13 protein-coding genes and 1 pseudogene are annotated in these 14,166 nt (G+C 66.0%); 10 read left to right on the forward strand and 4 right to left on the reverse strand.

Annotated features, from left to right (window positions below):
- Positions 1-2 precede the first annotated feature (2 nt).
- From V3C33_16555 to bcp, 4 genes are all read left to right on the forward strand, one after another.
- Positions 3-1,217: a glycerate kinase gene (locus V3C33_16555; GenBank protein ID XAS67051.1), complete on the forward strand. Its 1,215-nt coding sequence runs from the start codon at positions 3-5 to the stop codon at positions 1,215-1,217.
- Positions 1,210-2,553 carry an allantoinase AllB gene (gene allB, locus V3C33_16560; protein XAS67052.1) on the forward strand — a complete coding sequence of 448 codons (1,344 nt, stop codon included), beginning with the start codon at positions 1,210-1,212 and terminating at the stop codon, positions 2,551-2,553. Before V3C33_16555 ends, allB begins: the two co-directional genes overlap by 8 nt.
- 10 nt (positions 2,554-2,563) lie before the next feature.
- Complete coding sequence (locus tag V3C33_16565) at positions 2,564-3,331, forward strand: winged helix-turn-helix domain-containing protein (protein XAS67053.1); 768 nt, start codon at positions 2,564-2,566, stop codon at positions 3,329-3,331.
- Positions 3,332-3,435: 104 nt separating this feature from the next.
- Complete coding sequence (gene bcp, locus V3C33_16570; GenBank protein ID XAS67054.1) at positions 3,436-3,915, forward strand: thioredoxin-dependent thiol peroxidase; 480 nt, start codon at positions 3,436-3,438, stop codon at positions 3,913-3,915.
- A 230-nt stretch (positions 3,916-4,145) separates the two neighbouring features.
- On the opposite strand, the gene V3C33_16575 is transcribed toward bcp, so the two are convergent.
- Both V3C33_16575 and V3C33_16580 read right to left on the reverse strand, forming a co-directional pair.
- Positions 4,146-4,718 carry a polysaccharide deacetylase family protein gene (locus tag V3C33_16575; protein ID XAS67055.1) on the reverse strand — a complete coding sequence of 191 codons (573 nt, stop codon included), beginning with the start codon at positions 4,716-4,718 and terminating at the stop codon, positions 4,146-4,148.
- Positions 4,719-5,204: 486 nt separating this feature from the next.
- The gene (locus V3C33_16580) at positions 5,205-6,302 is read right to left on the reverse strand and encodes an alanine--glyoxylate aminotransferase family protein (GenBank protein ID XAS67056.1); all 1,098 of its coding nucleotides are present in this window, start codon (positions 6,300-6,302) and stop codon (positions 5,205-5,207) included.
- A 123-nt stretch (positions 6,303-6,425) separates the two neighbouring features.
- Here V3C33_16580 and V3C33_16585 point away from each other — a divergent pair.
- From V3C33_16585 to V3C33_16600, 4 genes and pseudogenes are all read left to right on the forward strand, one after another.
- Positions 6,426-7,567 (forward strand): annotated as a pseudogene (locus tag V3C33_16585) (SpoIIE family protein phosphatase).
- The gene (locus tag V3C33_16590; GenBank protein ID XAS67057.1) at positions 7,564-9,537 is read left to right on the forward strand and encodes a glycosyltransferase family 2 protein; all 1,974 of its coding nucleotides are present in this window, start codon (positions 7,564-7,566) and stop codon (positions 9,535-9,537) included. Before V3C33_16585 ends, V3C33_16590 begins: the two are co-directional and overlap by 4 nt.
- The gene (locus V3C33_16595; GenBank protein XAS67058.1) at positions 9,521-9,853 is read left to right on the forward strand and encodes an STAS domain-containing protein; all 333 of its coding nucleotides are present in this window, start codon (positions 9,521-9,523) and stop codon (positions 9,851-9,853) included. The genes V3C33_16590 and V3C33_16595 overlap by 17 nt, the downstream gene beginning before the upstream one ends.
- Positions 9,846-10,304, forward strand: coding sequence for an ATP-binding protein (locus V3C33_16600; protein ID XAS67059.1), 459 nt, complete (start codon positions 9,846-9,848; stop codon positions 10,302-10,304). Before V3C33_16595 ends, V3C33_16600 begins: the two co-directional genes overlap by 8 nt.
- Here V3C33_16600 and V3C33_16605 read toward each other — a convergent pair.
- Together V3C33_16605 and V3C33_16610 are read right to left on the reverse strand one after the other, a co-directional pair.
- Complete coding sequence (locus V3C33_16605) at positions 10,288-11,697, reverse strand: ATP-binding protein (GenBank protein ID XAS67060.1); 1,410 nt, start codon at positions 11,695-11,697, stop codon at positions 10,288-10,290. The two genes, V3C33_16600 and V3C33_16605, sit on opposite strands and share 17 nt — an antisense overlap.
- Positions 11,694-12,377, reverse strand: a complete 684-nt coding sequence (locus tag V3C33_16610) for a response regulator transcription factor (GenBank protein ID XAS67061.1) — start codon at positions 12,375-12,377, stop codon at positions 11,694-11,696. The genes V3C33_16605 and V3C33_16610 overlap by 4 nt, the downstream gene beginning before the upstream one ends.
- A gap of 132 nt (positions 12,378-12,509) precedes the next feature.
- Here V3C33_16610 and V3C33_16615 point away from each other — a divergent pair, with 132 nt between their 5' ends.
- Positions 12,510-12,893, forward strand: a complete 384-nt coding sequence (locus V3C33_16615; GenBank protein XAS67062.1) for a hypothetical protein — start codon at positions 12,510-12,512, stop codon at positions 12,891-12,893.
- A gap of 262 nt (positions 12,894-13,155) precedes the next feature.
- Positions 13,156-14,088: an aldose 1-epimerase family protein gene (locus tag V3C33_16620; GenBank protein XAS67063.1), complete on the forward strand. Its 933-nt coding sequence runs from the start codon at positions 13,156-13,158 to the stop codon at positions 14,086-14,088.
- Positions 14,089-14,166 lie beyond the last annotated feature (78 nt).

The raw sequence follows: 14,166 nt of genomic DNA on the forward strand, positions 1-14,166 counted from the left end.
CCATGCGCGTTGTTATTGCCCCGGACAAGTTCAAGGGCTCGCTCTCCGCCCCGGACGTTGCCCGGCATCTGGAAGCAGGGCTGCAGGCAGCTGCCGGCGGCAACCTCGAGGTACTCCGCATTCCAGTGGCCGACGGCGGCGAGGGCACCTTGGATGCCGCCGTCGGCTCCGGTTTCACCCGCCGGAGCGCCGTGGTCAGCGGCCCTACCGGGCAGCCGCTCCGGGCAGAGTTCGCGGTCCGCGGCCGCGAGGCTGTCATTGAAATGGCTGCCGCGTCCGGGCTCGCCGTCCTTCCTCCCCTCGGCCAACACAGCGGCGTCCCGGACTCCGCCAGCGCCAAGAGCGCCACCAGCCTGGGTACCGGTGAACTGATCCGGGCAGCGCTCGACGCCGGCTGCCGGCAGATCATCCTGGGTGTCGGCGGCAGCGCCAACACCGACGGCGGCGCGGGACTCCTTCAGGGGCTCGGCGCCAAGCTGCTCGACGCCGACGGCCGGGAACTCCCGCCCGGCGGCGCCGCCTTGGCCCGGCTTGCCAGCATTGACCTGTCCGGCTTCGATGTCCGGCTCGAGGAATCACGCTTTGTGCTGGCCAGCGATGTGGACAACCCCCTGCTGGGCCTTGAAGGCGCAGCCACGATCTTCGGGCCGCAGAAGGGTGCGTCACCGGCGGACGTCGAAACCCTCGATGCTGCTCTGGCCAACTTTGTCCGGGTTCTCGCAGGTGAGATCGGCTCCCGGGCCGAACGCGCCGCGCAGGCTCCGGGCGCCGGAGCAGCCGGCGGCGTGGGCTACGCAGCCATCGCGGTACTGGCCGCGACCCGCAGGCCGGGCATCGACGTCGTACTCGAATTCACCGAACTGGCAGACCGGCTGGCTGGCGCCGATCTGGTGATCACCGGCGAAGGCAGCCTGGACGAACAGAGCCTGCTGGGCAAAACGCCCATGGGCGTGGCCCGGGCCGCGTCCCACGCGGGCGTCCCGGTGATCGCGGTGTGCGGACGCACCACGCTCAGCCAGGAACAGCTTGCGGAAGCCGGCTTCGCCCAGGTCTATGCTTTGACGGATCTGGAAGCCAATGTAGATATATGTATAGCTGAAGCGGGACCGCTTCTGGAACAGCTGGGCAAGCACATCGGCGTGCAGCTCGCGGGCAACCTGCTGTCCGGAAACAACCCGGCAAGCAGCGCCGACACCAAGGAGGACCTCCATGTCTGAAGAAACCTATGACCTCGTCATCCGTGGCCAGCGGATCCTGACCACCGCCGGCATCACCGCCCGTGAAGTGGGCGTGCGCGGCGGCGTGATCGTGGCCATCGAGCCGCTCGGGAACGCTCTCCAGGGCACCGAAATCATTGAACTGGCCGACGACGAAACCCTCATCCCCGGCCTGGTGGACACCCACGTCCACGTCAACGAGCCCGGCCGCACCGAGTGGGAGGGCTTCGCCTCCGCCACCCGCGCCGCCGCGGCCGGCGGCGTGACCACCATCATCGACATGCCGCTGAACAGCATCCCGCCCACCACCACCGTGGAGGGCCTCAAACTCAAGCGCGAGGTGGCCGAGGACCAGGCGTTTGTGGACGTAGGGTTCTGGGGCGGCGCCGTGCCCGGCAACAAGGCCGAGCTGCGCGGCCTGCATGACGAAGGCGTCTTCGGCTTCAAGTGTTTCCTCCTGCACTCCGGCGTGGACGAGTTCCCGCATCTGGAAGCGGACGAGATGGAGGAGGACATGGCCGAGCTCAAGTCCTTCGACTCGCTCATGATTGTGCACGCCGAGGACTCCCACGCCATTGACCACGCACCCCATCCGGGCGGCGACCAGTACTCCACTTTCCTGGCCTCCCGCCCCCGCGGCGCCGAGAACAAGGCCATCGCCGAGGTGATCGAGCGCGCCCGCTGGACGGGCGCCCGCGCCCACATCCTGCACCTCTCCTCCTCCGACGCGCTGCCGATGATCGCCACGGCCAAGCGCGACGGCGTCCACCTCACCGTGGAGACCTGCCCGCACTACCTCACCCTGATGGCCGAGGAAATCCCCAACGGCGCCACGGCCTACAAGTGCTGCCCGCCCATCCGCGAGGCCTCCAACCGGGAGCTGCTGTGGAAGGGCCTGCAGGACGGCACCATCGACTGCATCGTCTCGGACCACTCCCCCAGCACCCTGGACCTCAAGGACCTGGAAAACGGCGATTTCGCCGTGGCCTGGGGCGGCGTCTCCTCGCTTCAGCTGGGCCTGTCCCTGATCTGGACCGAAGCCCGGCACCGCGGCATCACCCTGGAGCAGGTGGTGTCCTGGATGGCCGAGAAGCCCGCCGCTTTGGCGCGGCTGGGCAACAAGGGCCAGCTGGCCCTGGGCTACGACGCGGACTTCTCCGTCTTCGCCCAGGACGAGGCCTACGTGGTGGACGTGACCAAGCTAAAGCACAAAAACCCCATCACCCCGTACGACGGCAAAGCCCTCTCCGGCGTGGTCCGTAAAACGTTCCTGCGCGGCACCGCGATCGACGGCCGGACCCCCAGCGGCAAACTCCTCCGCCGCGGCGGGGTCTGAGGCGCCACAAATGGCCGTAAGTGTCCACGCCCCGCGCGGTTTCCGGGATCGGCGGCATCTGGCGCCCGTCCCGGAGTCCAAGGCGGCCCGGGCAGAGGCCGCCGGAGCCAAGGCCGCCGGGCGTAAGGCGCGGGGGCTGGCCGTCTGGGTCATGCCCGCGGATGGCCAGGCAATCGACCACGCCGTGATGGCCCGCGCCGCGCAGCTGGTGCTGGCGCGCGCCCTGAAGATTGCTCCGGAGGCGGAAGTCCACTGGCCTGCCGCCGGAGCTGCAACGTACCCCGAGGGGGCCGGTCCGGACGCAACGGACCACGACGGCGGGACTCCCGTTCCGCCGTCGGCCTCCACAGAGGATGCCTCCACAGAGGATGCCTCCCTCCGGGATGCCTCCACGGCGGACGTTCCCCCGACGAACGACGCCGGCGCCACCCGGCTGCCGCCGTCGGCCGGCCCTGCGAGCCGGGCAGCCGTGGACCTGGCCAAGGGTGAAGTGCTGCTGGACGGCAAGCGCGTGGCGCTGACCGGCGTCGAGTTCAAGGTGCTGCGGTACCTCGTGGAAAACTGTTCGCGGGCCATCAGCCGGGAGGAGCTCCAGCGGTTCCTGGAATCATGGGACAGCCCCGGAGCAGCCACCCGGTCCATCGACGTTTATGTGGGGCGCGTGCGGCGGAAACTGCGCGGTGCCCGCCATGTTGTGGCCACGGTTCGCGGCGGCGGCTACCAGTTCATCCCCGGCCCGTCAGCGACTGTCCGCGGGCCTGCGGAATACAGCATATGACGGCGATGTTGTCCTCTATACGGTTACCCGCTTCACTTGTTTCTGACTGATCCATTTTGTCTGACCTGTTTTTGATTGACACCAGAGTCTCCCGAAGGAATCCCATGAGCCCTACACTGACCACCAAGCTTCAGCCCGGAACCCAGGCCCCGGACTTCACGCTTCCGGACGCCGACGGCAAGCAGGTCGCGCTGGCCGATTACCGCGGCAAGAACGTCATCGTGTACTTCTACCCGCAGGCCGCGACACCCGGCTGCACCACGGAAGCGTGCGATTTCCGCGACAGCCTGGCGTCCCTTCAGGGCTCCGGCTACGAGGTCCTCGGAGTCTCCCCCGACGGCCCGGAGGCCATTGCCGCATTCACCGGCGACTTCGCGCTGACCTTCCCGCTCCTGTCCGACGAAGACCACGCCGTGGCCCTCGCCTACGGCGCCTGGGGCGAGAAGCTGGTGGGCGGCGAGGTGGTTGACGGCCTGGTGCGCTCCACCGTGGTGCTGGATCCCGAGGGCAGGGTCACCCTGGCCCAGTACCAGGTCAAGGCCCAGGGCCACGTGCAGGCGCTGAAGGAATCCCTGGGCGTTTAGGGCTTCCAAACGCCAAACCCGGCCCTCCCGCCGCTTTCGCAGGTTTCAGGCAACGCCCCCGCACGTCAGGTGCGGGGGCGTTGCGCTTTACTGCGGGAGCACGGGGAGACCCGCCAGGCTGCCCGCCCGCCGTGTTCCAGGGCTCCTCGGTTACCGGGATCCACCAGTCCCGGGCGCCGGCTGGGTAGTTGGCCCGCAGCACTTCCGCGACAGTATGGGGACAATTACGGTCAGACGGTACCGAGAAAGTCTTCGAGCAGCACGACTTCCAGACCAGCCGCGAGCTGCGCCTTTCGGAACGCCGCCAGATCCGCGGCGAATTCGGGGCGGAAATGCATCAGGACAATGTCGCCGGGGCGCAGGGAACTGCCTACCTGATAGTCCATGTGACCGGCGTTGGCCTTGGCTTCCCAGGTGATGACGGCCTTTAGCCCGGCGTCGGCTACAGCTTTCAACATGAGATTTGAGTAGGCACCTCCCGGTGGCCGGAACAGGGTGGGGCGGCGCCCGTACTGCTGCAGGGCGTAGTCCTGCATGCCGGTGATTTCGGCAAGCTGCTGATCGTAACCGAACTGCTGCACCATGTTGACGTTGTGGCTGACCGTGTGGTTCTCAATGAGGCTCCCCTGGGCCTGGAACTCCTTGAAGAAACCGGGATTGCCCTGAACAAAATTCCGGGTCAGGAATATGGTTGCCGGATAGTCGAACTTCGTCATGAGCGCGGCCATCTCGGGCGTTTTGGTGATGCCGTCATCGATAGTCAGGAACACCACCGGATGCTTCGTCTGGACCCTGGTGATCACCGGGGCGAGGCCGTTCTGAATCGGTGGAAGCTGGAAGTCCGGGACAAAACTCTTCCGGATCCTTTTTATTGCCGAGGGGGAAGCGCTTGCCGTCGGACTGTGCGTTGCTGCCGCCGGTGAGGGATACGGGGGTGGCCTCGTCGCGGAAGCGGAGGGAACGGCGCCGACCGACGCCGCAGGTCCGGTGCCCGGGCTCGCGCAGGCACTCAATCCAGCTACCAGCGAAACGCCGAGAGCGCCGAGGGCTGAGCGCCGGCTAACGGGGGAGGACATGTCCGGTGAATGGTTAAGGCACATGGAGTTCCTGCTTCGGGAGGGTGTCTTGAGTATACGGCGAGTAGCGGCATCAACTCAGAAAGCTGGGTTCGCGGCGGGCGAGTGTCGTTCAGGACGATCTCGTACGAGGTTCCGTCCAGACTGAACATCATGGTCTCGCCGGTAGAGGATCTACCGAGACCGGCTTCCTCTTCCCGGGCAAGGAGCCCCTCAGGCCTTCGCCATAGCCTCCGCAAGGGCCCCGAGTACCAGGGTCACGGCTGCCTTGTCCGCGTTGGGTCCCATGGTGCCGATCCGCCAGACCGTTGACGCGAACTCGCCCACCCCCGCGCCGATCTCAATACTGAAGTTCTCCAAAAGATAGCGGCGGACGGCAGCCGAATCCACGCCGTCGGGCACGTTAACGGTGGTGAGGCTGGGCAGCCGGTGCCCTTCCGCAGCGAAGAGCGTCAGCCCCAGCTCCTGCAACCCGGCCTGCAGAGCCGCCCCGGCGGCGCGGTGCCGTGTCCATACGGTGTCCAGCCCCTCGTTCAGGATCCGGTCAAGGCCGGCTTCCAGTCCGGCAATCATGGTGACCGGAGCGGTGTGGTGGTAGGTCCTGCCGCTCCCGCTGGCCGCACCCGCGTAGCCACCCAGCAGGCCAATATCCAGGTACCAGGACCGGGGATCCATGACGCGCTGCTCGAATGCGCGATCTGACACCGTGAACGGGGAAAGCCCCGGCGGCACGCCCAGGCACTTCTGTGTTCCGGCGTAGCCCACGTCGATCCCCCAGTCGTCGGTAAGCAGTTCAAGCCCGCCGATGGACGTCACGGCGTCGACAATCAGCAGGGCGTCGCCCTTGTTCTGGCCCAGCGGGGCAACATCGGACAGCACACCCGTGGACGTCTCCGCGTGGACGGCCGCAATCACCGTGGGACTCGGATGGGCTTCGAGGACGCGCTCGACGTCGACAGGCCGGCCCCACTCGTGATCGACCCTCACAACGGTGGCTCCGCAGCGGCGGGCTACCTCGCACATGCGCTCACCGAACAGGCCGTTGACGGCGATGACCGCTACGTCACCTTCCGCCACGGTGTTCACAAAGGCAGCCTCCATCCCTCCGGACCCGGTCGCGCTTAGCGGCAGGGTCCTGGCGTTGGCCGTCCCCCACACCTTCCGGAGGCCCTCGCAGGTGTTGTCCAGCCTCTCGATGAACACCGGATCCAGGTGCCCGATCACAGGATGTGCCAGCGCGGCGGTCACTTCCGGATAGCAATTGCCCGGCCCGGGGCCGAACAGGTACCGGGACGTCAGATTTTGTGCCATGGGGATCTCCTTGAAGCAGTTGATGCATATTCTCCCCCGCGCGCGTGCCTCGGCGGGGACATGTGCGAACACTTTCATGGACCCGACGTGACAAAGTTTGTAAATACAGGGGTTAATAGAGGCATGCCTTCAATCGCTGAACCCCGCCGCGCCGTCGTGATTGAGGATGATCCTGACATCCGCGGCCTGATCGCGCGGATTCTGGTCAATCAGGGCTTTGATGTGACCGAGGCGGGCGCGGGGCTGCCGGGCATCGAGGCGGTCCGGCGCACGAATGCCGATCTGGTCACACTGGACCTGAATCTTCCCGATCTGGACGGCCTGGAGGTCTGCAAAAAGCTGCGCGAATTCTCCGACGCGTTCATCATCATGCTCACCGCGAGGGTGGACGAGATCAACAAACTCACGGGGCTGGACAGCGGCGCCGATGACTACGTCAGCAAGCCCTTCAGCCCCCGCGAATTCAAATCCAGGATCAACGCGCTCTTCCGGCGCGCCGCACGCCTGTAGTGGATTCCGCTGCGCGGAGCGAACTCGACCGCGCCGCCGAAGTCCAGCAAAGCCTGCTGCCGAAGAAGGCAGTCCACCTTGAGGGCTACGAGGTGGCCGGCGTCTTCCGGCCGTCCCGCACTGTGGGCGGGGATTTCTACGACTGGTACCAGACGCCGGACGGGCTGCATCTGACCTTCGCCGATGCCATGGGCAAAGGCATGGGCGCGGCCCTCATCGCTGCTACCGTGCGTGCGGTGATGCGATCCATGGCCCATAACCCGGACCTGGGCAGCGCCTTCGACACCGCGAGCCGCGCCATCGCGGCGGACCTGGACCTCTCGGGATCATTCGTCACACTCTTCCACGCGCGGCTCGACTCCGGTTCCGGCAAGGTCAGCTATGTGGACGCCGGCCATGGCCTGGCCATTCACGTTCGGACTGAGGGAACGGCACACCGGTTGCCCTCCGCCGGGCCCCCGGTGGGTGCGTGGCCTGATGCACACTGGCGGCAGGCGGACCTGGAACTGGCTCCGGGCGACTCCCTGGTGGTGGTCAGCGACGGCGTTCTGGATGCCTTCGGATCCGTGGACGAATTCACTGCGGAAGTGCTGCGGGCCGTCCACGGCCGGCCCACCGCACAAAGCGCGTGCGCTGCCGTGCTGCGCCTGGCCCCGGAAGACACCGCGGAAGACGACGTCACGGCAGTGGTGGTCCGCCGCGATCCCGCAAGCCGCAATCCCGCACAAGGCACGGCCGGAACACCTGAACCATGACCCGGTTCTGGACCCGGCTGTTCGTGATCCTGACCGTCGTCCTTGGACTGAACTACGTCAGCTGGCGCTGGGCCGTTTCGCTCAACTGGGATGCCTGGTGGATCGCCGTGCCGCTTGTGGCCGCAGAGACCTACAGCCTGATCGACGTCCTGCTGTTCGGCATGACGGTGTGGCAGCTCAAAATCCGCAAGGCACCTCCGGCAGCACCCGCCGCCGCCACCGTGGACGTCTTTATCACCACCTACAACGAGCCGCTGGACATGGTGATGGCCACCGCCCTGGCGGCCCAGCGGATCCGCCGCCCGCACAGCACCTGGATTCTCGACGACGGCGCCCGGCCGGAGCTTCGCGACCTCGCCGAACAGCACGGCATGGGTTACGTGACCCGAAGCGAAGACTGGAAGGACCGCCCGCGGCACGCCAAGGCCGGTAACCTCAACAACGCGCTGATGGTCACCGAAGGCGAATTCATCCTCATCCTCGACGCCGATCAGATTCCTGAACCGGACATTCTGGACAAAACGCTGGGGTACTTCAACAGCCGGCGTGTGGCCCTGGTGCAGACGCCCCAGTACTTCAGCAACGTTCCCGCGGACGATCCCCTGGGCAGCCAGGCACCCCTGTTCTATGGCCCCATCCAGCAGGGCAAGGACGGCTGGAACGCGGCATTCTTCTGTGGATCAAACGCCATCCTCCGCCGCGAAGCCCTGATGCAGCTGGGGCTGGTGGGCTACGTCAAGGAAACCGAGAAGAGCATCCGCCGGGCCCTGGCCGCGTCCCAGTCGGCCATCCGGAAAGCACGGAAGTCCGCGGACATCGAAGCCCCGCTGGTGGCACAGATGCTGGACGAGGTGGAAGCCGCCACTGTCCGGGCGCAGCGCGAGCTCGGCGACGGCGAATCGCTCAGCGAGATCACGTACAGGGTGCGCCGCCGGGTGGACCAGGCCGTCCAGGCCCTGGTGCAGGCAGACGTTTCCGCGCTTCAGGCCGACCTGGAGGAAATCGCCGCCATGGAGCTGGCCCGTGTGGGCGAATCCGGCGTCCATGTGGTGACGGACGATGCCGTGCAGCGGATGTCCGCCCGGGACTGGTCACCGCTTGGCGCCATGGAATCCGTGCAGGCCGTTCTTGATGCCGTGTCCATCGAGCGGAATGACGAAGCGCAGCCCGTGATGCCGCTGGCTACCATCTCCGTCACGGAAGACATGGCCACAGCCATGCGGATGCACGGCATGGGCTGGGAAAGCGTCTACCACCACGAGATCCTGGCCTACGGCCTGGCACCGGAAGACCTCAAAACCATGCTTACCCAGCGGCTGCGCTGGGCCCAGGGCACCATGCAGGTGATGCTACGGGAGAACCCGCTGGTGCAGCGCGGCTTGAAATGGGGGCAGCGGCTGATGTACTTCGCCACCATGTGGACCTATCTCAGCGGCTACGCAGCCGTCATCTACTTCGCCGCGCCCATCATTTACCTGACACTGGGCGTCCTTCCCGTGAACAGCCTCAGCACGGACTTCTTCATCCGGTTCATCCCCTTCATGATCGTCAACCAGCTGCTGTTCGCGGTGGCCGGGCGCGGCATCAGCACCTGGCGGGGCCAGCAGTACAGCCTTGCGCTGTTTCCCACCTGGATCAAGGCATGCACGACGGCGGCCCGCAACGTCTGGTTCGGCCGCCCACTCGGCTTTGCCGTCACCCCCAAAGCCCGTCAGACCGGCGGACCCAGCTGGAGCCTGATCCGGCCACAGATTGCGGTGGCCGTCCTGCTGGCGATTGCCGCCGTCGTCGGTGTTGTCCGCCTGACCACGGGCCTGTCGGAACCGATTGGCACGCTGGTGAACGTCGGGTGGGTAATCTTTGACCTGGTGGTCATGAGCATTCTGGTGCGGGCAGTCCTGTACAAGGGTTTCAGACCCGAAAATGATCCTGACCCCGAGGAGAGGAAAACTGATGGAGCTCAGCTATGAGGTCAAAGACTCATACGCGGAAATCAAGGCCCAGGGACGCCTCAACATGGTGTCCGCCCCGCAGCTGCGGGAGTTCGTCGCAGGCGTAGTTGCTGCCGGATCCAGCCGGATCGTGGTGAATCTTGAAGACACCGCGTTTATGGATTCGTCAGGGCTGGGAGCCCTCATCGGCTGCCTCAAGGCCGCCCGGCAGGCCGGCGGTGATCTCCGGATCTCAGGCGTCCAGCCGCAGGTGAAAATGGTCCTGGAGCTGACCAGCATGGACCGGGTCCTGACCTCTTACGATTCCGCGGAAGAGGCGTTCGGCAATGACTGAATTTCTCGCCCGCCGGAGCTTCCGGGGCCAGTCCTCCCCGGAGGCCATCGAAGCTGTCCATGAAATGCTGGACGACCTCTGGGAAGATGCGTCCTTTGTCCCTGACATGGACCGCATGACCTTTGCCACGGCGATCATCGAGTCCGCCTCGAACATCGTCCAGCACGCCGAACCGGAAGCCCAGGATCCCGTGGAGCTGGGCGTCGACATCAGTGTCCAGCTGGCACTGCTGCAGGCCCGCGTCAGCGCCTTCCACGCCCGGGAGCCCTTCGCTTCGCAGATGGAGCCGGGCATGCCGGATGAGGACTCCGAGTCCGGCCGCGGCCTGGCCCTGATCCAGGCCTTGGTGACAACCGTGACGTTCGAGCGTCAGGACGGGACCAACACCTGGATCCTGTCCCGCGACTCCTCGCTCGCCCCGGAAAACGGGCACGTCACTCCCGGCTCCTGAACTTCACGGAGGCGTCCAGTCCGGTGGCTCCGGTGAGTTGATCCTTGACTCCCGGAGCCAGCGTGGCCACGGCACCGCTGGCCTCAGCAAGTTGCTGGACGATTGCCAGGCCCAGGCCGCTTCCCCCGGAGCTCGCCGGGCCACGCCAGAACCGGTTGAAGGCGCGCTGGCGGTCTTCGGCGGATAGCCCGGGTCCCTCATCGAGGACATGCAGCTCCACGCTGTCCGGGTTTTCGGCATGCGCAACCATGATCCGGATCAGGGACCCCTGCGGCGCTACGGCCAAGGCGTTGTCGATCAGATTGTCGATGATCTGTTCCGCTGCTCCGGGCATGGCCATGACATTTGCCTCCGGCGCCGCATCGAGCGTGATGCGGACTCCGGTTTCCTCGGCGAGGGCTTCCCACTGCTCCAGCCGGCCCCGGGCAACCTCGCTCAGATCTGTTCCGACGAGGGCCACCTCGCGGCCCTCCGCCCTGCTCAGGAGGAGCAGGCCGTCGATAATCCGTTGCAGTCTGTAGGTCTCCTCCAGGGAATCCGACACCATGACTTTGGCGGCCTCCGGATCGCTGTCCAGGGAGTCCGCGGCGTTCTCCAACCTCAGCCGCAATCCGGTCAGCGGGGTGCGGAGCTGATGGGACGCATCGCTGGCAAAGCCCCTCTGCTGCTGGAGCAGGCGTTCCATCCTCTCGGCCATGCGGTTGAAGGAACCCGCAAGAGCCCTCAGCTCCGGAGCGCCCCCGCCTTCTTCGGTCCGGGTGCCAAGATGGCCGTCGGCAAGCAGTTCCGTGGCCCGCTGCAGCCTCTGGATCCTGCTGGCAACGGCGCCGGCCATCAGGAACGCCAGCAAGCCGGCGAGCAGCACCGTGGTGCCTGCCACCGTCCACAACACCCTCAGCTGGCCGGACACCTGGTCCGTGACCACGGACGCCGGGTAGGTCAGCCGGACGGCGCCGGAAATCTTCTCGCCGCTTAGGACAGGAACGGTCACGTACAACAAATCAAAGCCCAGCGTCTGCGAGTATCGCTGACCCGAGTTGATCTGCCCGGTCAGTGCCTCGGCTATTTCCGGGCGTGAGATGTAGGAGGACCCGGTGGCGGATTGATCATCATCCGAGGTTGCCACGGCTGTGCCGGCGGGGTTGACGATCACTACCCGGGCACCGCTTGCCTCACCGTATTGCCGGACGGCTTCGGCCACGCCATCCGGCAGGCCACCGGCGGTTTCAAGCAGGCCACCGGTCCTTCCGCCGAGCAGAAATGCATCGCGTTCAAGGGAGGTGGTGAGGCGGTCGCGTTCAACGCGGACCAGATAGTTACCCAGGGGGATGTCCTGCACCAGCACCACCAGCAGGGTAGTGACCATAAAGGCGCAGATGAGCCGCCACCTCATCCGGGCACGTCCAGTCTGAACCCGACTCCCCGGACGGCCTCGATCCAGCGGGGATCCCCTAGCTTCTTACGGATGGCAGCCACGTGGGCATCGAGCGTCTTCGTGGTGCCGTACCAGGTGCCGTTCCAGACGGCGCGAAGAATATCGCTTCGCTGGCACACGGCACCCGGATCCTCCGCCAGGTAGTACAGCAGATCGAATTCCTTGACGGTCAGGTGGACCTCCACGTTGTCCACCAGCACCCGCCGCGATCGGTGGTCGATGCTCAGCCCGCCAATAGTTCTGATGCTGTCGGCTGCAGCGTGGCCGTCCGGTGCCCGTTCGTCCGTGCGACGCGCCACCGCCCGGATCCTGGCAATGAGCTCCCGCATTCCGAACGGTTTGACCAGGTAGTCATCTGCGCCCAGTTCCAATGCCAGCACTCGATCGATCTCCTCGTCGCGGGCGCTGACAACAATGATGGGGGTCGGGATCAGTGCCCGGATGGCGCGGCACACATCGGTGCCGTCCATGTCAGGCAACCCGAGGTCCAGGAGGATGAAATCGGGGCCCGAGCCGCGGACCCCGGCCAGTGCCGCTGCCCCCGTGGCAACGTGGGTGGCCTGGAAGCCGGCTCGGGTCAGTCCATCAATGACAGCGGATGCCACGGCTTCATCGTCTTCAACCACCAGGATCTGCATATCTGATTATGTTCCCGCCGGACGTGGAATAGGGCGAATGACCGCAAGCCGGGCGGATTGCAGGACCAATCTTGGACAACCCTTGGATTTCCAGGGCACCTGTCTTTTCCATCGGATTCATACAGTTGAAACATGAAAACAAAGACAGCCCTTGTCCTCTCGATTGCCGGACTTTTGGTCGCCGGATCCGCCGCTCTCGCGGTGAATACCCAGACCCTGAACAGCTCGCCTGCCGGTACCACCGGAAACTCCAATGAGGTTCTCCTGCCGCAGGATTCCGCCACCGGCACGGCCACGCCGTCGCCGTCCGCCAGCCCGAAGTCCACCGCCAGCCCAACACCGTCGCCTACCGGCACCGACGATGATCGCCGCGGACGAGACGAAGATGACGACCGGATGGCGACGCCGTCCCCGACGGACACCGCATCGCCTTCCCCTTCCCATGAACCCGGCGATGATCAGGGCGGACATGGAGGGAACGAAGCCAGGCACGACCATTCCCACGGTGACGACTGACTATGGCCGTTCCGGCCCAACCCTCCTGCATAATTTCGCCAGCAACCTGCATATTTCGCGAGCAAACAGGCAGCCCTCCCGCATGTGATGCGCAGGAGGGCTGCTTCATCTCCTGATCCCGCCCCATCCCGGCGGCCGGCGCGGAGGCACCGTTCTGCTTCTCAGCGTCATCCAGAATATGATCAGCCATGGGGGCTCGCTTAGCTCCTCCGTGCCTCCGGTGGTCACCGGCGTGTTCCGTGTTTCCGTGCGAAAGATGTCAATGAATTCCACACCGCCCCCGCTTTCCGGCCATCAGGTCCGGCTCGGGCACGGCAAGTACACGGCGGACATCGCCAGCATTGGCGCGTCACTGCGGAGCCTCCGCTTCGAGGACAGGGATCTGGTGGTGCCTTTTGAGCCCGACCAGGTCCGTCCTGCCTTCCGAGGCGCAATTCTGGCGCCGTGGCCCAACCGTGTGGTTGATGGCCGGTATTCCTTCAATGGCGCCGAGCACCGGCTCAGCCTCACCGAGCCGGCCCGCGGACATGCCCTGCACGGGCTGGTGGTCTGGGAGGACTGGACCATTGCCGTCCGCAGCGACTCCTCGGCCACCCTCACCTGCCAGATTCCGGCGCAGGACGGCTACCCGTTCCGCCTGGACCTTCAGGTGACGTACACGCTCGACGACGGCGGCTTCCAGACCGAGGTGACGGCCACCAATACCGGCACGGGTTCCGCGCCCTACGGAACTGCGCCCCACCCGTATCTGGTGGGCGGTGCTGGTCCGGTGGATGGCTGGGTGTTGGAGCTGCCGGCCAGAGACGTTCTGCACGTCACCGAGGACCGGCTGATCCCGGAAGGGGTGGGCGCCGTGGCGGACACGCCGTCCTTTGACTTCAGAACACCCCGGCTCATCGGGTCAACCGAGATCGATCACGCCTTTACCGGCCTGATCCGGGAGTCCGCAGGGGAAGTCCGGGCGCGCGTCACGGGCCCCGATGGCAGCGGGACGGCCATGACCTGGGGACCGGAGTGCCCTTGGGTGCAGATCCATACAGCCGATCTTCCGGCGCCGGCCGCCACCCGCGTGGGCCTCGCCGTGGAACCGATGACCTGCCCGCCGGACGCCTTTAACACCGGCACCGGCCTCATCATCCTGGCCCCCGGCGAGTCTCATGAAGCGCAGTGGACCATCCAGGCCATCACGGTCTAGGAACCCTCCAACCACAGCCCCTTGACTGGCCACGCGCCCAAATCCACGGACCGTCGTCGAAACTTCGGGCAAGAGCAC

Source organism: Micrococcaceae bacterium Sec5.7, assembly GCA_039636785.1.
Classification (GTDB): Bacteria; Actinomycetota; Actinomycetes; order Actinomycetales; family Micrococcaceae; genus Arthrobacter.